The organism is Berryella intestinalis (assembly GCF_000814825.1).
In the GTDB taxonomy this organism is placed as follows: domain Bacteria; phylum Actinomycetota; class Coriobacteriia; order Coriobacteriales; family Eggerthellaceae; genus Berryella; species Berryella intestinalis.
This window is the reverse complement of the sequence record NZ_CP009302.1, coordinates 1,671,802-1,690,589: the sequence shown is the minus strand read 5'-3', so window position 1 is coordinate 1,690,589 and position 18,788 is coordinate 1,671,802. Positions and strand designations below refer to the sequence as shown.

General features: G+C 64.1%; 22 protein-coding genes and 1 tRNA gene. 21 read left to right on the top strand and 2 right to left on the bottom strand.

The genetic code is table 11. The features are described 5' to 3' along the window. Positions 1-8: 8 nt before the first annotated feature. The 9 genes from JI75_RS07435 to JI75_RS07395 all read left to right on the top strand — a co-directional run bounded on the left by JI75_RS07435 (position 9) and on the right by JI75_RS07395 (position 5,312). Positions 9-269, top strand: a complete 261-nt coding sequence (locus JI75_RS07435) for a hypothetical protein (protein WP_240993157.1) — start codon at positions 9-11, stop codon at positions 267-269. Continuing rightward, positions 266-481, top strand: coding sequence for a hypothetical protein (locus tag JI75_RS07430; protein ID WP_039689953.1), 216 nt, complete (start codon positions 266-268; stop codon positions 479-481). The genes JI75_RS07435 and JI75_RS07430 overlap by 4 nt, the downstream gene beginning before the upstream one ends. A gap of 28 nt (positions 482-509) precedes the next feature. Beyond that, positions 510-1,034 carry a TadE/TadG family type IV pilus assembly protein gene (locus tag JI75_RS07425; RefSeq protein ID WP_144299288.1) on the top strand — a complete coding sequence of 175 codons (525 nt, stop codon included), beginning with the start codon at positions 510-512 and terminating at the stop codon, positions 1,032-1,034. Further along, positions 1,010-3,163, top strand: coding sequence for a molybdenum cofactor biosynthesis enzyme (locus tag JI75_RS07420; protein WP_158407635.1), 2,154 nt, complete (start codon positions 1,010-1,012; stop codon positions 3,161-3,163). The genes JI75_RS07425 and JI75_RS07420 overlap by 25 nt, the downstream gene beginning before the upstream one ends. After that, positions 3,154-3,603: a hypothetical protein gene (locus JI75_RS07415; protein ID WP_052241675.1), complete on the top strand. Its 450-nt coding sequence runs from the start codon at positions 3,154-3,156 to the stop codon at positions 3,601-3,603. The genes JI75_RS07420 and JI75_RS07415 overlap by 10 nt, the downstream gene beginning before the upstream one ends. Positions 3,604-3,749: 146 nt before the next feature. Then, positions 3,750-4,064: a hypothetical protein gene (locus tag JI75_RS07410; RefSeq protein WP_039689951.1), complete on the top strand. Its 315-nt coding sequence runs from the start codon at positions 3,750-3,752 to the stop codon at positions 4,062-4,064. 1 nt (position 4,065) lies between these two features. Then, the gene (locus JI75_RS07405) at positions 4,066-4,449 is read left to right on the top strand and encodes a DUF192 domain-containing protein (protein ID WP_052241674.1); all 384 of its coding nucleotides are present in this window, start codon (positions 4,066-4,068) and stop codon (positions 4,447-4,449) included. A gap of 61 nt (positions 4,450-4,510) precedes the next feature. Next, complete coding sequence (locus JI75_RS08845; protein WP_052241673.1) at positions 4,511-4,837, top strand: hypothetical protein; 327 nt, start codon at positions 4,511-4,513, stop codon at positions 4,835-4,837. After that, positions 4,830-5,312 carry a prepilin peptidase gene (locus tag JI75_RS07395; protein WP_052241672.1) on the top strand — a complete coding sequence of 161 codons (483 nt, stop codon included), beginning with the start codon at positions 4,830-4,832 and terminating at the stop codon, positions 5,310-5,312. The genes JI75_RS08845 and JI75_RS07395 overlap by 8 nt, the downstream gene beginning before the upstream one ends. Here JI75_RS07395 and JI75_RS07390 read toward each other — a convergent pair. Both JI75_RS07390 and thrC read right to left on the bottom strand, forming a co-directional pair. Beyond that, positions 5,294-5,641 (bottom strand): winged helix-turn-helix domain-containing protein, encoded by a 348-nt coding sequence (locus JI75_RS07390; protein WP_039689949.1) that lies wholly within the window; start codon positions 5,639-5,641, stop codon positions 5,294-5,296. The two genes, JI75_RS07395 and JI75_RS07390, sit on opposite strands and share 19 nt — an antisense overlap. Before the next feature lie 246 nt (positions 5,642-5,887). Beyond that, positions 5,888-7,438 (bottom strand): threonine synthase, encoded by a 1,551-nt coding sequence (thrC, locus tag JI75_RS07385; protein ID WP_039689946.1) that lies wholly within the window; start codon positions 7,436-7,438, stop codon positions 5,888-5,890. Between the two features lie 482 nt (positions 7,439-7,920). Here thrC and JI75_RS07380 point away from each other — a divergent pair, with 482 nt between their 5' ends. The 12 genes from JI75_RS07380 (at position 7,921) to leuD (ending at position 18,698) form a co-directional block, all read left to right on the top strand. After that, positions 7,921-8,154, top strand: a complete 234-nt coding sequence (locus JI75_RS07380; protein ID WP_240993156.1) for a FeoA family protein — start codon at positions 7,921-7,923, stop codon at positions 8,152-8,154. Positions 8,155-8,254: 100 nt separating this feature from the next. Then, positions 8,255-8,494 carry a FeoA family protein gene (locus JI75_RS07375; protein ID WP_039689944.1) on the top strand — a complete coding sequence of 80 codons (240 nt, stop codon included), beginning with the start codon at positions 8,255-8,257 and terminating at the stop codon, positions 8,492-8,494. 141 nt (positions 8,495-8,635) lie between these two features. Continuing rightward, positions 8,636-11,152, top strand: a complete 2,517-nt coding sequence (feoB, locus tag JI75_RS07370) for a ferrous iron transporter B (protein ID WP_039689939.1) — start codon at positions 8,636-8,638, stop codon at positions 11,150-11,152. 171 nt (positions 11,153-11,323) lie between these two features. Beyond that, the gene (locus tag JI75_RS07365; RefSeq protein ID WP_039689938.1) at positions 11,324-11,533 is read left to right on the top strand and encodes a hypothetical protein; all 210 of its coding nucleotides are present in this window, start codon (positions 11,324-11,326) and stop codon (positions 11,531-11,533) included. 593 nt (positions 11,534-12,126) lie between these two features. Continuing rightward, complete coding sequence (locus tag JI75_RS07360) at positions 12,127-12,519, top strand: metal-dependent transcriptional regulator (protein ID WP_039689937.1); 393 nt, start codon at positions 12,127-12,129, stop codon at positions 12,517-12,519. A 524-nt stretch (positions 12,520-13,043) separates the two neighbouring features. After that, positions 13,044-13,505, top strand: coding sequence for a septum formation initiator family protein (locus tag JI75_RS08840; RefSeq protein WP_158407634.1), 462 nt, complete (start codon positions 13,044-13,046; stop codon positions 13,503-13,505). A gap of 39 nt (positions 13,506-13,544) precedes the next feature. After that, on the top strand, positions 13,545-14,531 hold the full coding sequence (locus JI75_RS07350) for a Ppx/GppA phosphatase family protein (RefSeq protein WP_052241670.1): 987 nt from the start codon (positions 13,545-13,547) through the stop codon (positions 14,529-14,531). 58 nt (positions 14,532-14,589) lie between these two features. Beyond that, positions 14,590-14,674, top strand: a tRNA-Leu gene (locus JI75_RS07345). 115 nt (positions 14,675-14,789) lie between these two features. Further along, positions 14,790-15,842 carry a polyprenyl synthetase family protein gene (locus tag JI75_RS07340; RefSeq protein WP_039689936.1) on the top strand — a complete coding sequence of 351 codons (1,053 nt, stop codon included), beginning with the start codon at positions 14,790-14,792 and terminating at the stop codon, positions 15,840-15,842. A gap of 151 nt (positions 15,843-15,993) precedes the next feature. Further along, positions 15,994-16,890 (top strand): peptidoglycan-binding domain-containing protein, encoded by an 897-nt coding sequence (locus tag JI75_RS07335; protein WP_338058744.1) that lies wholly within the window; start codon positions 15,994-15,996, stop codon positions 16,888-16,890. Positions 16,891-16,919: 29 nt separating this feature from the next. Next, on the top strand, positions 16,920-18,188 hold the full coding sequence (gene leuC / locus JI75_RS07330) for a 3-isopropylmalate dehydratase large subunit (protein WP_039689934.1): 1,269 nt from the start codon (positions 16,920-16,922) through the stop codon (positions 18,186-18,188). 12 nt (positions 18,189-18,200) lie between these two features. Next, a complete protein-coding gene (leuD, locus tag JI75_RS07325; RefSeq protein WP_039689930.1) occupies positions 18,201-18,698 on the top strand; it encodes a 3-isopropylmalate dehydratase small subunit in 498 nt (165 codons plus the stop codon). The last annotated feature ends 90 nt before the right edge of the window (positions 18,699-18,788 follow it).

Sequence of the window (18,788 nt, the reverse complement as noted above, 5' to 3'; positions counted from 1 at the left end):
GGAGGCACATGGAGAAGGTTATGGGGAAAAACGCGGGTGCAACGTGCGCTTCGAGGGTTCGGCATGCGGAGCGGCTCTCGAGGGAGCTGATCGGGCGTTTGCATGCGAAGGCGGTGACGGCCGGGAAAAACGACACCGGTCAGGGAACGACGGAATACGCGATTCTGGTGGGAGTGCTGGTGGTGATCGCGATCGTGGCGATCGTCGCTTTCCGCCCGAAGCTCCAAGAGCTCTGGAACGCCATCGCCGAAGGGATGGGGCAGCTATGAGCCCGGGCCTCCGATCGCTTTTGTCGGAATCGGGCCAGTCAAGCGTCGAATTCTGCCTGGTCTCGGCGGTTCTGTTCTGTATCGTGTCGGGGATTGCCTTGCTTTGGAGGGCGCTGTCGTCGGGCGTGTTCGTCGAGCATGCCGTGACGGTGGCCTCCCATCACGTGCAGGGGGTAGCCCCCGGTCTTATCGCCGACATCTTCTTGTATTGACGGTATGCGAGTGCGAAGGGGAGAAGCGATGTTTGCGCATGGATCCGCCCGGTTGAGGGGCGGCTGCGGCGGGCAGGGTACGGTCGAGGCCGCATTCGCCCTGCCCGTGCTGCTCGCCTTGATGGTTCTGGCGGTTCAGCCGGGCATATACCTTTACGACCGCATGGTGATGCAAAGCGCGGTGGAGGAGGGCTGCAGATTGCTCGCCACGAGCGACGGGCAGGGATGCGACGAGGCGTCGGTTCGGTCGAGCGTGACTCATCGGCTCCTCGCCATTCCCAGCGAAGAGCACTTCCATGTGCGCGAAGCCGACGGGGGATGGGACGTCGCGGTCGAGGGCTCGGCCGCCTCTTCCGAGGTGGGAATGGAGATCTCCACGAAGGTGAGGCCGCTTCCGCTGATCGACCTGGGAGGTCGCGCCCTAGGAGCGCTCGACGGCGACGGGTATATGACGATAACGGTTCGGGCGAGCCGGCCGACGCAGCCTTCATGGGCGGCGGCTTCGCCTGTGGGAACCGATCCCCGATCGTGGGTGGGAGCGTGGTGCCGATGAGGATCCTTCCTCTGAGCGCGCGCGAAACGGCGTTCTTCGATGAACGGGGGTTCACGACCTCCGGGATGGCGGTCGCGCTTCTCCTTTCCCTCTCGCTGGTTTTCACGGCGAGCCAGGTCTATCAGGTGAATGCGGTCTCGGCTCGGGTGCAAGACGTTGCCGACTCTGCGGCGCTTGCCGCTCAGGGGCAGGTGGCGGAATACGTTTTGGCAGCTCGCGTCTGCGACGCCGTCTTGTTCTCCCTTTCGGTCGGGGGGCTGGCATGTGCCGGTGCGGGCGTTGCGTGCCTGTGCGTTCCCGGAGGCGCTGCGATCGGGGACCCCCTGATCGGGGCCAGCAAGTCTCTGTTCGAAAGTCGTGCGAGGTTCTGCCGCAGTGCGAAAGAGGGGTTGGAATCGTACCAGAAGGCGCTTCCCTTCCTTGCGGCGCTGCGGGCGACGGCGGTTGCGTCGTCGAACAACCGGGAAGGTCGGCACCGCTATCTGGCGATCGCCGTTCTGGTCCCGTTTTCCGGAGAACCGATTGAATGTGACGACGATATCGGATCGTCCGAGTTGTCCGAAGATATCGATCGGGACTCCGATGAGCTGGAGCAGGCCGCAACGCGTGCGGACGAGGAGGCCCGCAAGGTAAACGATGCGAAGGAGAGGGGGTTTGCCGCGGACTGCGGATCGGAGGGGTCCTCGAGCATGTTCGAGCGCGCTTCTGCCCTCGCCGGTCTGAACGGGCGGGAGAACCCCCGCTACAGCAGCATCGATGCGTGGAACTTCGGGGTGGGGCTCTCTCGCGCCCGGGCATACTATCGCCAGCGCCTGGCAAGCGAGCGCCCCCTGGGATCGAGCGACGAGGAGCGTATGAAGTCGTATCTGCGCTCGTGCTTCTACCGCTATGCGATTCGCGAGCTGGCCTCGGCGTTCGTGAGGGATGCCGAGGACGGTTTCGAGGCGTCGCTTCCGCATTTCCCGCGCAACACCGCCGAGATGCGCGCGACGTCGCTGTACACCGACGAGCTTTTCTGCGAGGGAACGTCTCCCGAAGGGCGCCGCGTCGTGTTCGCCTATCCCGAAGCCGCCGCCGGATCTCCCACGGTTCCGATCTCTTTGCAGCGCATGGAGGCCGAGGGCATCCCCTCGTATCCGGACGGCCTGTTTTCGGCGTCGGATATGGGTCGCGTGGCGGCGGCATCGACCTCGATCGATAACGGGTTCGAGCACTATTTCAGGGAGTTCGTCGAAGCCGCCGAAGACTATGAGCGGGCGAGAAAGCAGCTCGCTCCTTTGGAAAAGGAGGTGAAGCAGACGGCGGACGGGCTGTTTTCGAGGATTCGCAGCGTGTTGGAAGAAGCCGTGGCGGCTCGCATAACGCCGCTTCCCCCTGGAAGGAACGGCGCGATCGCAATCGTGACGGACGTAGAGGGAGCTTCGGTATCCCGCCTGGCTCCCGCGCCGTTCGTGGATTCCGACGCGTTTTTGGGAAACCGCACGGCCGTGGCGGGGGCCACGCTTCTCGAAGAGGCGTCGGATGAGGGGAGCACGGCTCTCAGCTCGCTTCTCGACGGAGTCGCGGAGCGGTTCGGGTCCTCGCTCCTTTCGTCCGAAGCGCTTGCATGTTGGTCGGATATCCTGCGCGGGTACGCGCGCGGGAAGGAGGGCGTGGTCTCCGCTGTAAAGGACCTGCTCGACTCCCTTCCCTTGGGCAGTGCGAGCGGCTTGGGCGATTGGGCGGCAGACGGGCTTTCGTCCTGCATCGAGTCGGTGGGGCTCGATCCTCCCAAGCTCGCTGCGGTCAAGCCGGTCCTCGTCAACTCGGGGTCGGTGGCCGCTTCGTCGGACGATCCGGCCGCCGCGAACTACCTTTCGATAAAAAAGGCGGTGGTCGAGCATCCGCTTGCGGGTTCGCGGCCTTTCCCTTCGCTGATCTCGGCCATTCAAGGCGAGATGAACGACCGTTTGGAGGGCGTTCCCGAAACGATCGAGGTCGCTTCCATAGAGGTGGCTGGAACCGACGTCCCTATAGAGATACCCGTTCCCGATTCGGTGCGCGATTCTGCCTCGGAGGTGTTTCGGGAGGCCCTCGATCGCCTGAGGGGACTCGAACCAAGCGAGTACGGGGGCGGCGTATGGGATTGATCGGAAGGGGCTTTCCGAGCATCGTCAACCAGAGGGGCCAGATGACCGTGGAGCTGGCGGTGGTGTTTCCCGCCATGCTGGCCGTTTCCCTCGTGGTTTTCAACGCGGTGAGGTACCTGGGGGATTGCGCGTCGTTCGATCGGGCTTTCCATCAGGAGGTTCGCGTGGCAGCGGCTGCCCCCGCCTATGGTCAGACCATGGAGGACGGGTGCCTGCTCGTGGAGGATGCGCTCAGGCGGCAGTGCGGCGACGGGGAGGAGTGCTCCGTCACGGCCGAGCGCGACGAGTGGGGCTTCGTTCGGTTCCGCGGACACATGGAGTTCACACCCTCACTCTTCGGGCTTTCGATGCGCTCGGGGTTTCTCGGAATCGACTTCCAGCCTGCGGTTCACGAAGTCGAGTTTTCCGTCGATCCGTACAAACCGGGGGTGGTTCTGTGAGGGATCGCTGTCTCAAAGCGGGCGTATGCGTCGCGCTTTTCCTATTCGCAATAGCCGCTTCGGGCTGGATCGGGAGATGGGCGGAAAGGGTCGCCGCACCGTCTCTCGAGGCGGTGCGGGGCAGCTGTGCGGCTGTTGGGCGGGTGATGTCGGGCGAGGATCCTTCGGGCGTCGGCGATCGATTCGAAGGTCCGCTTCCCGACGGCCTCGGGTTCATCGAAGGCGAGCGAAACGTGATGAGCGCAGACGGGGTCGTCGGGTACAGCGTCGATCTTCCGGTCGAAGACGCGCGGAGCTCGTTTGCCTGGAAGGCGGAGCGCTCGGGCTGGAAATGCTATCCGTGCGAGCCGGCGGGCCTGGCGTGCGAGAGGGGCTGCGGAGAAACGCGGTGGGCGTACGCCGCGTTCACCTCGATAGGGGAAGAGACGAGCGTGGTAGTGAGCTATCAGACAGGAGGTTGATATGGGTGACAACACGGGGCAGGGGTTTCCCGTCGAGACGGTTTCGGTTGCCGGAGGGTTTGCCGAGCGCATGAGGGGGCTGATAGGCCAGTCTGAAAAAGGAGGGGTGGTGATGCTGAGCCCCTGCTGCGATATCCATACGTTCGGGATGCGCGCCGATCTGGACGTGGCGTTCGTGTCGAAAAGCGGGGTGATCATCGAATCCCGCCGATCGGTGAAGCCCCGGACGAGGATCAGGTGCCGCGGCGCCCGAGCAGTTCTAGAACGGTTCTCGGACAGAAGGAGGCCTTGGTTCTCGGAAGGTGATGAACTGTGCATCACCTGCGGAAACGCCTTTGTCGGCAGAAGTTCTGGCGAACGGCTGCCCGATGGGGCCGCGCGGTAGCGGCCCGGATGGGATCGATCGCGCCGTCTACGGGGATGGCGCACGACGGAAAGGAAGCGGGATGAAGAAATGTCCGGTTTGCGGGGCGATGTCGTTCGACGACGCCCCTCTGTGCTACGGATGCTTGCACGATTACTCGAAACGGGACCCAAAGACCCCGGAAGGCGGGGATGCGGGCACAGGAGCCGCCGAGGCTCCGTCGCCTGCGGTTTCGGAGGAGGGAGGCTCTTTCGCGGAAGAACGGCATGTGCGGGGCGAGAACCTCGTGTTGCGCATGAGCGCGTCCGCTCCGCGCCCGTACACCGTCGAAGCCTGCCCCGACGGCTCTCTCCGCCTCACGTTTTCGCCGGGATGGTCGTGCTCGGTGATGGAGGGGGCGCATGCCTGAGTTCCGGTCGATCGCCGTCCTCGCCTGCGCGGCCGTCGTCGCTTTCTCGATGGCCCGCTGCGTTGCGATCGACCTGAGGGAACGGCGCATTCCCCGCCTGTATTGCTACGCGATCGCGTTTTTCGGATCGATCCTGCAGCTTGTGTCGCTTGGGATGCGCAGTCTTGTCGATGGGGCGGTTTTCGGTGCGTTTTCGGTTCTGTCGGCCCTGGTCCTGAACCGTCTGCTGTCACGCGAGGGTTCCGTCGATGCCATCGGGGGCGGGGATATCCGCTGCATGTTCGCCCTGAGCCTTGCCACGGGGTCGTGCGCCCCGGTTGGATTTGCGGCTTGCTTTCTGTGCGCGGCGGCATTCGGACTGATAGCGGGGAGGCGCGGTCGCGGGACGAGAAAAGAGACGATACCTCTGGCACCGCCTCTTTCGTTATGGCTGGTCTGCGGGTTGTTCTGCCCGCTTTACGCCTTGAACTTCTGAGCGAACAGCTTCAGGGCGTATTCGTTCAGATCGCGGTCGATTTCGAGGTACGAATCGAGCAGGGCGTCGCCTTCGGGGGTGAGCGTCGAGCCGTGGGCTCCGTCTCGGTCGAGCAGGCGGATGCCGAGGGTGCTCTCGGTATCCTTCATGATGCGCCACGCCTTGCTGTAGGCCATGTGCATGTCTTTCGCGGCGGCGTTCAGGGAGCCCTTCTCCCTCACGCCCAGGCAGAGGTCGGCGACGCCGCGGCCGAACATCGATCCGCGGGAACCGCCTTCCACGGAGATGGCGATGCGCACAAGCGGAGACAGGTTGGTGTTCTCGAACATTTTCCCCTCGATTCTTCGGTTGCGTCGGCTCGAATTCGATGCGTCAGACCAGCATATAGCTTATCGCGCCGATCGGACAGATCCTCTGTTATGCACGTGCGAAACGAACACCCCGATTCTAACAGTGCGTTTCGGTTCGTACCGATTCGAACGGTTTCGAACGGCGGGAGCCGCCGTGCATGGAGGCGCGGACCGGTCGTCCCGTGCTTCGCCGTGACGACCCGGGTCCGTTCGGGTCGTTTGCGATCAGCGCTTCGAAAGGTATTCGACCAGCGCTTCCTCGATGCGTTCGGCGCCGCCCTCGATCACCTCGGTGAAGCGGATGGGCAGCCCGTCCAGCTCGGCGAGGCCCATCGGGACGTCCGAGCCGCCGGTTTCGCTTGCGATGAGGGCGTTCAGCTGGCACCCTGTGAGCGCCGCGACGTCGGCGGGCAGCGGATCGGTCGGCTTGAGCCCGTGAAGCGCCCGGTACACGTTGTCGCCGAACTTGGCCCAGTGGGCGGTGCTGGCGATGATCACGGGAACATCGTCGCTGCGCAGGTTGCAGGCCGCTTTGTAGGCAACCGCCGTATGGGGGTCCATCAGGTAGTCGTAGCGCTCGTAGGCGTCTCGGATGGCGTCAAGGCAGGTTTCGTTGTCGACCGAGTCGGCAACGAGGTGCGCGCGCACCGCTTGGAAGGTGTCGCGGTCGATGCGGAAGCGCTTCTCGGTCGCGAGGTCTTCCATCCAGCCGCGTATCGCATCGCTGTCGCGCCCGGTCAGCTCGAACAGCTGCCGCTCCAGGTTCGACGACACCAGGATGTCCATCGACGGCGTCGGGGTCTTGACGAAGGGCCGCTCCGAGATGTCGTAGGTGCCCGTGTTGATGAAATCGGTGAGCACGCGGTTCTCGTTGCTGGCGCACAGGAGCATCCGGATGGGGCAGCCCATGCGCTTGGCGTAGTACGCCGCGAGGATGTTCCCGAAGTTTCCGGTGGGCACGCAGACGTCGACCTCGTCGCCGGCGCGCAGCGCCCCTTTCGCCACGAGCTCGGCGTAGGCCGAAACGTAATAGACGATCTGGGGCATCAGTCGTCCCCAGTTGATGGAGTTGGCGCTTGACAGGGCGATGCCGTAGTCGGCCTCCAGCCGATCGGCGAACGCACCGTCTTTGAAGACGTTCTTGGCCCCGGTTTGGCAGTCGTCGAAGTTCCCCGCGACGCCCCAGACGACGACGTTGTCTCCGCGCTGCGTCGCCATCTGCTTGAACTGGATGTCGCTCACGCCCCCGTCGGGGTACATGACCCCGATGCTCACGCCTTCCACTCCGCTGAATCCCGCGAGCGCGGCTTTCCCGGTGTCTCCCGACGTCGCGACCAGGATCATGTGCTCGACGCCCAGCTTGCCCTCCGCGCGCAGCTTTCGGGCGCTGGCGCTGAAGAACAGCGGAAGGCACTGGAGCGCCATATCCTTGAACGCGCTGGTGGGACCGTGCCAAAGCTCGAGGATGTGCGTCGAGTCGTCGAGGGAGATCACCGGCGCGACCCTTTCGTCGTCGAAGTTGTCCCCGTAGGCTCGTTCGCACAGCGCATCGATCTCGGCTTCGGGAAGGTCGATGCCGAACGCGCGGTAGACCCGGCTTGCGCGCTGCGCGTAGGGCACGTGCGCCAGGTCGCAGATCTCATCGATTTCCATCTTGGGAATGGCGGTGGGGACGTACAGTCCTCCGCCCTGTGCAAGGCCGTTCACAACGGCTTCGGTGAACGCAACGCCTTCGGCGCAGGCTCCTCGCGTGTCGATGAAAAGGTTTTCGGCCATGTTCGTCCCTCTCGTTTCGGGCCATCGGTCAGGGCGGTGGAGAACGTAACCCCTACTTTACCCGACTATCAGGAAAAACGAACTCGCTGCTGGGTGTCGGCGGCGGAATCGGACAAATCTTCTATCAACGGCGCTTCCCGATCATGTGTGCAGGCGAATCCGAGGGTCGGTCCGATGCGGGTTCCGCCGATGGGGAGATGTGATGGAATCTCTATCTAACTCTCTCATCTATCTGGCTTTATGTTGAGGAAAGCGCAAGTTCTGTATTTATTTCCCAATTTGTTTGCCGTAGAATACTCAATGGTGTTCGATTGATTTAACATCTAACGGTTTCTTGACGCGCGCCCTGTCCGGTCGCGCGGAACCGTCCGAAAACGCCGGGAACGATTCGCCTTGCAGCCAAGCCGAGCCGCCCCCGACGATCTTTCGGGCAACGAGGCCGCCTGCTTGCCGGGCGGAAGGGGGAAGGAGGCGATCGGCCCATGAGCGAGACGATGGAGCGGCCGCTTGCATTCGCCGATCAGGGATCGACGGTGCGCATATCGGGAATCAAGCTGAAGAGGCAGGACACGGTCCACCACCTCGAGAACCTCGGCTTCGTCGAGGGCGGGGAGGTTCGCGTTGTGGCCGACCAGCTTGGGAACCTTATCGTCGAGATCAAAGGATCGCGTGTCGCCATCAACCGCGCGACGGCCATGAAGGTCATGGTCAGCTAGCGATTCCGCTCGTCTTCAATGGAGGGAGCGCCTATGTCGGGGCTCCCCGTGGGGAATAGGTCTGCATCGTTCACGCATCAACGAAAGGAGAAACGAGGACATGGCCGAAGAAGTTCGGGAGAGAACCCTTCGCGATGTCGCAATCGGGGACAAGGCGGTTGTGAAGCGACTTGTGGGTTCGGGCGCGATCAAGCGCCACATCATGGATATGGGCATCACCAAGGGGACCGAGGTGTTCGTGCGCAAGGTGGCTCCCCTGGGCGATCCCCTGGAGCTGACGGTTCGCGGTTACGAGCTGTCGCTGCGCAAAAGCGAAGCCGAGTGCGTGCTGGTCGATTAGCGCAAACCTTCTGCGCAGCGTTCGCGCGGCATGTGTCCGGCGTTGTTGAAAAGGTACCTTCATCAGGTAGTTTCTCAATGTGGTCAGAACTTTGCGCCAGCTGCGCCTGTCTTCTATCCGAAAACGTGTGAAAGGACTTCGATGTCGATTCGCATAGCGCTTGCCGGCAATCCGAACTGCGGCAAGACCACGCTGTTCAACGCGCTTACCGGAGCGCGGCAGTACGTGGGCAACTGGCCCGGCGTCACCGTCGAGAAGAAGGAGGGTCAGTACCGGGCGAACAAGGACGTGACCATCACCGACCTTCCCGGCGTGTACTCGCTTTCCCCTTATTCGCCCGAGGAGATCGTCACGCGCGACTACCTGCTCGACGGCCGCCCCGATGCGGTGATCAGCCTGGTCGACGCAACCAACCTCGAGCGAAACCTGTACCTCACCACGCAGGTGATCGACCTGGGGCTTCCCGTGGTCATCGCCGTCAACATGATGGACCTGGTGGCGAAAAACGGCGACAAGATCGATCTGGACAAGCTTTCGAGCAAGTTCGGCTGCCCGGTCGTTCCGGTGTCGGCCCTGAAAAACGACGGCCTCGACAAGCTCCTCGATGCGGCGATCGACGCCGCCCGAAGCAAGCGCGTGCCCGCGCCCACGGTGCGGTTCACCAACGACGCCGAGGACGCCATCGAGAAGGTCGGGGCGATCCTGGCCTCGCGCGTTCCCGCCGAGACCGTGCGCTGGCATGCCATCAAGCTGCTGGAGGGCGAGGAGCGCACGCTCGACTCGCTGAAGCTTCCCGCAGCCGACGTCCAGGCGATCGACGCGATCCGCGAGGGCCTCGAGAACGCACTGAACGACGATGCCGAGTCGATCATCACGTCCGAGCGCTACGACATGATCGGGGACGTGGTGTCGGAGGCCTATACGCGCTCGATGCGGGGCATGTCCACGTCTGAAAAGGCCGACCGCATCCTCACCAGCCGCATCTGGGGCCTTCCCATCTTTATCGCGATCATGTACCTCGTGTACTACATCGCGATCTCCACCGTGGGAACCGCGGCTACCGACTGGGTGAACGACAACCTGTTCAGCGACGGTTGGCTGATAACCGGAACCGAGCAGTTCGAAGAGGACAAGGGCGCCTTCGACGAGGCTAAGGGCCAGATCGACGCCTACATCGCAGCCGCCGAGGAAGCGGGTATCGACACCGAGGCCGTCAGCGCCGCCCTCAAGGCCGAAGAGCCCACCGAACAGGATGCGCAGGCCATCGCCGCCTTCCTCGAAAGCGCCGAGGAAGCGCAGGTGGAAGGGGTCTACGAGGCCAAGGACGAGGAGACCGGGGAAACCACGGTGACGCCCGTTTCCGCCGAAGGGTTCGCCGAAGCGCTCGAAGTCGAAGAGCCCAACCCGGCCGATTACGGCGCCTACATGCCCTCCATTCCGTCCGTCGTGACGGGGTGGCTGGAGTCCATCGGGGCGTCCGACTGGGTGAAGGGCCTCGTCATCGACGGCGTCGTCACCGGCGTCGGCAGCGTTTTGGGCTTCCTGCCCCAGATGGCCGTTCTGTTCCTCGAGCTGGCTATCCTCGAGTGCTGCGGGTACATGGCGCGCATCGCGTTTTTGATGGACCGCATCTTCCGCAAGTTCGGCCTGTCCGGTAAGTCCTTCATCCCCATCTTGGTGGCCACCGGCTGCGGCGTGCCCGCGGTCATGGCGACCAAGACCATCGAGGACGAGCGCGACCGCCGTCTGACCATCATGACCACGACCATGATCCCCTGCTCGGCGAAAACCCCGATCATCGCCCTGATCTTCGGCTCCATCGCCGGCGGGTCGATCCAGAACGCCACCTGGGTGTCGCCCCTGTTCTACTTCATGGGCATCATCGCCATCATCGTGTCCGCCATCATGCTGCGCAAGACCCGCTGGTTTGCCGGCGAAGCCTCTCCGTTCGTCATGGAGCTTCCCGCGTACCACATCCCCGCGGCGCGCACCGTCCTCATGTCGGTGTGGGATCGCTGCAAGGCGTTCATCATCAAGGCGGGCACCATCATCTTCGTCTCGTCGGTCGTCGTGTGGTTCCTGCTGAACTTCGGGTTCTACGAGGGCTCGTTCGGCATGCTCGACACCGAGATGGACGGCTACATGCGCTACTCGCTCATGGCCGCGCTGGGCAATGCCATCGGCTGGATCTTCATCCCGCTGGGATTCGGCGGCTGGGAGACCGCCGTCACCTCCATCACGGGCTTGGTGGCGAAGGAGAACGTCGTGGCCACCGTCGGCATCATCACGGCCCTCGGGTCGGATGCCTCCGACGCCGATCCCAGCCTGTGGGCCGCGTTCGCCGCGCTGTTCAACGGCAATGTGAACGCCATGGCCGCGTTCTGCGCCTTCAACCTGCTGTGCGCCCCGTGCTTCGCGGCCATCGGCGCGATCCGCAACCAGATGGCGTCCGCGAAGTGGTTCTGGGCCGCGATCGGCTACATGACCGTGTTCGCCTGGGTGATCGGCCTCATCATCTTCCAGTTCGGCTCCGCCCTGTCCGGCGAGATGAACGTGGTCGGGTTCGTGGCGGCGTGCGTGCTTCTGGGCGCGATCCTCTTCCAGGTGTTCCGCCCCATGCCGCGCTACGATGCGAAGAAGGCCGATAGCGAGAAGTAGCCTCGGAGGCGCGTGGCGACGGTTCCGGAGGCGCGGTTACGGCCGCGTAACGCCCCGTGCGAACGGGGTGCGAGGACGGGGCCGTCTGCCATAGTTAGCTATAGGTAAGTTTTGCCGCAGGGCGGGCCGTGCCTGCCCTGCGGTGCATTCGGGATGAAACGGAGGTCGACGATGGCGGACTTCTCTCTGACGCCGGGAACGCTTTTGGTTCTGGCGCTTCTCGCGGGATGGTTCTATCTGGCGGTGCGACGTCTTTTCAAGAAGGGCTCGTGCGACGGGAAAGCGTGCTCGCATGGCTCGTGCAGCTGCGGGGGAGGTTGCTCTTCGGCCGACAAGATGATGGCGGACGTGGATGCCGCGCTTGCGAAGGAAGGGCGCTGATCGACGAGTGCGCGAGCCTTCCTGCCCGACCGGCGCCCCGATGTCCCGATCGGTAGCGGCTCGATCGTCCCGTCGGTTCTATCGTCCCGCCTGATGAAAGCCCTGGCGGTTCGTCATTGAGGATCTTTTGAGCCGTCCTTTCGGCCGCTGCGGTCCAAGCGATCGCTGCGCGGTTATGGAGAAGCCGTGAAACGGAAGTAAGCTACAAAATACTTGTTGACGCTTCCTAGGTGTAAACCTAAACTAACAAATGTCGGAAGTCGGAACGGCGGAGAAGATCCGAACGGCGACGCAGCCGGAAACGGCCGACGGTACGACCTGATTAGCTGACCCGGTGGTGGAGATTCCTCTCGTCTGATCATCCACCACACAACGAGCTGGCGAGGGACCCACCCCCCTCTCTCTTCCCTCGCCAGCCACTTTTCTTCGACGGCTCGGCCGTCTTTTTGTTTTCCCTGGTGAAATCGGCTGCTCGAAACGATGCGGGAGATCGGTGACCGCGGTGTACTTTCGGTTGCGCGGCCCTTTTTGATGGTAGAATTCATCCAGATCGTATAGGATTCGCAACCATCTTCAGCAACGGGGGTCTCATCATGGAGAAGATGTCCAAATCGCACGAGGACTACCTCGAAGCGATCGTCATGCTCGGCGGAACCGACGAGGTGTCCGTTCGTTCGGTCGATATCGCCAAGAAGCTCGAGGTGTCGAAGGCCTCCGTGAACAAGGCCGTCTCCCTGCTCAAGGAAAAGGGCCTGGCCGACCAGCCCTACTACGGCGACGTGACCCTCACCCACGAAGGGTACGAGTACGGTCGGTCCGTGCTGGAGCGCCATCACCTCCTGTTCGCCTTCCTCACCCAGGTTCTCGGCATCGACGACGAGCGCGCCGATGCGGAGGCGTGCTTGATGGAGCATGCGATCTCCGACGAGTCCTTCGAAAAGTGGCGTGCTTATTTCAAGGAGCATGGCCTCAAAGCGGAGATCTAGGCCGGACGCACCCGTTTTCCAGCACCCGCCTGTGCTATTCTCTACTCGGTTTCACGCATTACACCCACCTTCAAACGACAAACGATGCATGAAAGAGGCCGCTCCTGCCCGCGCACAGCAACATAGTCTCGTTCGATGAAGCGAAACGTTCTTCGCGCGCGCTTTCCCTCGCGCAGGGTTTCCCCAGGCACGCTCAGCGAACCGGCCCCTCGTCACCCGCGCCCTCCGAACCCCGGTCTTCCCGCGGGGCCTTCGCATCGTCCCGGCGCCGCCTCGACGGCGCTTTCCGCACGCCTTCCGACGAGCCGCTCTCGGCGCTTCCCGACGAGGATTCCGACGATTCTCCCGATAAGGGGGCCTCTCGCGCTTCGCGCCGTCGCCAGCGGGAGAAGAAGCGCGCTGCCCGGCTTTTCGAGCGCCAGTTCGGATCCGACGCGGACCGCCCCTCGTCCCGTGCCGCCGACGCCCCCCGCGCCGCGGTCTACGAGGGAAAGATGGGCCGCCAGGCGCGCAGGACGTCGCATATGCAGTCCGCCGCTTCGGCGCTGCCCGCTTTCGCCCGATTGCGCTCTCTGGACGTGCTGGGGCGCTTCGAGCTGCCGCGCGGCCCCTTCGTGGCCGCCGCCTCCATCGTCATGACGGTGTTCGTGGCGGCGTTCCTGTACGCCCCCGCTCAGAGCTACTACCAGGCCATGCGCGAGAATCAGCGGCTTGAGATGGAGTACGCGGCCCTGCAGAGCCGCAATGCGGCGATCGAGGCCCAAAACGACTCGCTTTCCACGGCAGCAGGCGTGGAAACGGCGGCCCATGAGGAATTCGGCTGGGTGAAGAAGGGCGAGCAGACCGCCAACGTTTCCGGCCTGTCGTCCGAGTCGGAGTCCGCCGGCTCGCTCACCACCTACCAAAGCGAGGTCAAATCGGCTGACATCGCGCCGCCGACGACCTGGTACTCGCCTTTGCTCGACGTCGTCTTCGGCGTCTCGTAGCCCTTTTCTCCCAACGTCTAAGGAGGCCTCGTGGCTTTGATGCTCGCTCCGGTCGACGAGAACGGCCGTATCGTCGCGCCTGACGGCGCCCGTCTGCGCGCTTCGATCGATATCGGCACGGTGACCTGCCGCATGCTGGTCGCGCTGGTCGACGATCGGGGGGCGCTCTACGAGATCGAGCGCCTGTACCGCATCACGAACCTCGGAGAGGGCGTCGACACGTCCAAAGCCCTGCTGCCCGAGGCGATCGAGCGGGTGCGCTGCGCGATCGCGTCGTTCAAGTCCCAGCTCGCCCGCTACGAGCGCGACCTGGGTTGCAAAGCCGACATCCGGGCCGTCGCCACGTCTGCGGCGCGGGATGCCCGCAACGGCTCCGATCTGGTGCGCGCCCTTGCAGGCGAGGGGGTCGACCTGCGCATCATCTCGGGCGACCGCGAGGCGTCCCTTTCGTTTTCCGGGGTGTCGCGGGAATTTCCGGGACAGTCCATCGCGGTGATCGACATCGGGGGCGGCTCCACCGAGGTGGTGGCGGGCCGTGCGGGCGGCGGGATCGCACGCGCCCGCTCGTTCGACATCGGATGCCGTCGCGCGACCGAGAAGCTGCTGGGCGAGGGCCGCATCGATCCTGCGGATGAGGCCCGGCTTCGCCAGTGGATCCGCAGCGAGATGGAACCCCATTTCAAGCAGCTGGGCGAAGCGGGGCTGCTGGACGGACGATTGGTCGGGGTGGCCGGGACGGCGACGACGATCGTGTCGGTGCGCGACCGCATGGAAAGCTACGACTGCACGAAGGTGCACGGGGCCGTGGTCACGAGGGAGCAGCTGGGCGACCAGCGCCTCATGCTCGCCGATATGCCGCTTGAAGAGCGCCAGCGCGTGGTGGGCCTCGACCCGAAGCGCGCCGCGGTGATCGTGTCGGGGCTCGTCATCATGGAAGAGGTCATGGACATGGCCCGGATCGGGGAGTTCACCGTCAGCGAATCCGACATCCTGCAAGGTGTCATTTTGGCTGTAGACTTCGATTAACGGCTTCGCCCCGTTTGAATTTTGATACAGTTACTCAATCGTGTGGACGCACGGTTGCGGGAGCGTGGCGGAATTGGCAGACGCAGCGGACTTAAAATCCGCCATCTTCGGGTATGTGGGTTCGAGTCCCACCGCTCCTACCAGTCTAGACGGTTCGGAATCAGGAGGGCGACCGGCGTTTTCTCCGTCGGATGCGGCGCAGGCCGCGGGATCGGCCCTCGCATGTCAGCCATCAGGAAATGGGGCAGCGGGCAGTACATGATCGACATCGACAACACGCTCAGCTCGAAGGGTCTTCCCGACAGCTTCCAAGACTATCTCGACCGTTACGCCGATGTGGTGGGGGAGGCCATCAACGCCTACATCCCGCAGGCGTCGCATCCCGATATGGATACGTTTCTGTACGGTCCCCTCACGGAGTACAGCAGGAACGGCGGCAAGCGCCATCGGCCTCTCATCTGCTTCGCAGCCGCCCGCGCGGTGGGGGGGCAGGCCAACCGTGCGCTCAGCGCCGCCGCGGCCATCGAGCACTTTCACACCGCGGCGCTCATCCATGACGACATCGCCGACGACGCCGAGCTGCGTCGGGGCGAACCCTGCCTCCACCTCACCGAGGGCCTGGGGCTTTCCATCAACATGGGGGATCTGGGGCTCACGCTGGTGAACGGCACGGTGGTGAAGGATCCGCTGCTGGACGCCGAGACCAAGGTGCGCGTCATCTCCGAGCTCATCGACATGACCCGCCGCACCATCGAGGGGCAAGCGCTCGACATCGGGTGGGCGCGCGACGGCCGCTACGATCTGACGGTGGACGACTATCTGGTCATGGCGACGCACAAGACCGCCCACTACTCGGGGGCCGTTCCGCTTGCTCTGGGCGCGATCGTGGGCGGCGGCACCGACGCCGAAGTCGAGGGCCTGCGCAATTTCGGCCTGGACACCGGCTTGGCGTTCCAGATCCAGGACGATATCCTGAACCTGGTGGGCGCGGCGGAAAGCACGCAGAAGGGGTTCCGCGACGACATCACCGAGGGCAAGCGCACGCTGGTGGTGGTCCACGCGCTTCAGAACTCCCAACCCGAGGTTCGCGACCGTCTGATCGACATCCTTTCGTCCAAGACGAAGGACCCGGCTGTTCTGGACGAGGCGGTGGAGCTGCTGAAGGCTTCGGGCAGCATCGATTTCGCCCGCAACTACGCCGAGAGCCTCACCAGCATGGCCAAGATCCGCCTCGCCGACACGCTTGCTCCCTCCGTCTATCGGGACCTGCTGATATCCATGGCGGACTTCTTCGTGCACCGCTTGAAGTAAGCGCGCGGCGGGGTTTTGGCCCCTCGCTCCGTTCGTCGGAGCCGCGGCGCGCCGGCGCGGGGCCTTGTTCGAGCGCGCGTCGATTGTTGCTTTGGTGTGCCGCACCGTGCGAGCGCGGCATGAAAAGTCGGGGTGATATACCATGGCGCATATGGAAACGATTAGATTGAACAATACGGGAAGCGCGGTCGAGGACGTTCAGCAGCGCCTGGTGGTAGTCGGGTTGCTGGATGAATCGGACGTCGACGGCGTCTTCGGGCCCTCCACGGCCTCGGCGGTGCGCGCGTTCTGCGCGCAATCGGGACTTCCCTCTGGCGACGAAGTGGACGATAAGGTGTGGGCCGCTTTGGTGGATGCGACGTATCGCCTGGGAGACCGCACGCTTTACCTGCGGCTCCCTCACTTCCACGGCCGCGATGTGCTCGACCTTCAGCAGGCGCTGGGGGCTTTGGGGTTCTCGTGCGGCAACGACGACGGGATCTTCGGCGCCCATACCGAAGACGCGCTGCGCCGATTCCAGCTGAACATGGGGCTGCCGTCGGACGGCATCGCCGGGGCGTACACGTACGCCTGCATCAGGAACCTCCATCATTCATGGGAGGGCAAGGGCACCATCAAGCTGCCGGTGAACCTCGGCTTCGCCCGCGCCGCCAACGTGCTGGAGAGCCGGTCGCTGTGCCTGTTCGGCACCGACGGGTTCACGCGCAGCGTCGCGTCGCGCATGTCCAACCTCGCGCTTGCCACCAACCCCGCGTCGCGCATCGTGAGCGCCGAGGCCCTCTCGGTGCTCCCCAGCGAGGACATGCTGCTCGTGCACATCGTGCTGCCCGGCGAGGAGTCGGCCGAGGGGACCCCGCGCGTGGCCTACGGGGGAGAGGGCTCGCTCGCACGGCGCCTCGATTCGGCGCTCTCGCGCGCCACGGTCGCCCAAACTTCGCGCATTGCAATCGAATTACCGGGTTCTACTTGGGAGGATGCGGGAGAGGACCGCTCCGCCCAGCATTACGCGATCACGCTGCTCGACGCGCTGTGCGCCGCGTTGTCCTAAGCGCGCTCGCCCGATAGAAGGAGAGAGACATGGCTCGTCCCATGAACATGGCCGAGAAGATCCTGGCGGCCCATGCGGGCTTGGATGAAGTGGTTCCCGGCCAGCTGATCGAATGCGATCTCGACCTGATCCTTTCGAACGACGTTACGGCCCCCATCGCCATCAAGGAGTTCAGGAAGATCGGCCTGGACAAGGTGTTCGATCCCACCAAGATCGCGCTCGTCCCCGACCACTACGTTCCCGCCAAGGACATCAAGTCGGCCGAACAGGCCAAGATCGTGCGCGACTTCGCTTACGAACAGGGCATCACCCACTACTACGAGGTCGGCTGCATGGGGGTCGAGCACGCGCTCCTTCCCGAGCAGGGCGTTGTGGGCGCAGGCGATCTGATCATCGGCTCTGACAGCCACACCTGCACCTACGGGGCCCTCGGCGCGTTTTCCACGGGCGTCGGCTCGACCGATGCCGGCGTGGGCTACGCCACGGGCCGCGCCTGGTTCAAGGTTCCCGAGTCGCTTCTGTTTCGCATCGAAGGCGAGCTTCGCCCGGGCGTGAGCGGCAAGGACGTCATCTTGCATATCATCGGCCTCATCGGCGTCGACGGCGCCCTGTACAAGGCGATGGAGTTCACGGGAAGCGCCATCCGCTCCATGAGCATGGATTCCCGCATGGCGATCTCGAACATGGCCATCGAGGCGGGGGGCAAGGCCGGCCTCATCGAGGTGGACGACATCACGCGCGCCTACATGGACGGCCGCGTCGAGCGTCCCTACACCGAGTACCACAGCGATCCGGATGCGCGCTACGAGCGCGTGTACGAGATCGACGCGGCCGACATCGAGCCGACGGTCGCATGGCCGCACCTCCCCTCGAACACGCATCCGGTGAGCGAATCGCGCCATATCGCCATCGATCAGGCGGTCATCGGCAGCTGCACGAACGGCCGCATCGAGGATATGCGCGCCGCCGCCGAGGTCCTGCGCGGCCGCACCGTCGCACCGAACGTGCGCTGCATCGTGATCCCCGCGACCCAGCAGGTCTACCGCCAGTGCATGGAAGAGGGCCTCATGGGCGTCTTCCTCGATGCGAACTGCGCCGTTTCCACTCCCACGTGCGGCCCCTGCCTGGGCGGCTACATGGGCATCCTGGCGGCCGGAGAGCGCGCCATCGCCACCACCAACCGCAATTTCGTGGGCCGCATGGGCCATCCCACGAGCGAGGTGTACCTGGCTTCCCCGGCGGTTGCCGCCGCCAGCGCGGTGCTGGGCCGCATCGGTTTGCCGGAAGATATCGACTAAGGAGGACGCGGCATGGAATTCAAGGGACGCGCTCATAGGTACGGCCGCGACATCGACACCGACGTCATCATTCCGGCGCGCTATCTGAACACGTCGGATCCGGCCGAGCTTGCCAAGCACTGCCTGGAGGATCTCGACGTCGACTTCGTCAAGAACGTGAAGCCGGGCGACATCATCGTGGCCGACGAGAACTTCGGCTGCGGCTCTTCCCGCGAGCATGCGCCCATCTGCATCCGCGCGGCGGGCGTCGACGCGGTCATCGCGAAGAGCTTCGCGCGCATCTTCTACCGCAATTCGATCAACATCGGGCTGCCCATCATGGAGTGTCCCGAGGCGGTCGACTCCATCAAGGCGGGGGATGTGGTGAGCGTGGACGCCGATGCGGGCGTCATCGTGAACGAGACCACGGGCGAGTCGTTTCAGGCCCAGCCGTTTCCGCCGTTCATCCGCGAGATCATCGAGGCGGGCGGCCTGATCGAGCGTACGAAGAAGGTCGTGGGAACCAACTAGCGCCCACGAGCGGCCCGCAGGCGGGCGCTTCCATAAAGTTTGTGTTTCCGGCGGCGGGATTCAATCGGGTCCCGCCGCTTCGCATTCGGA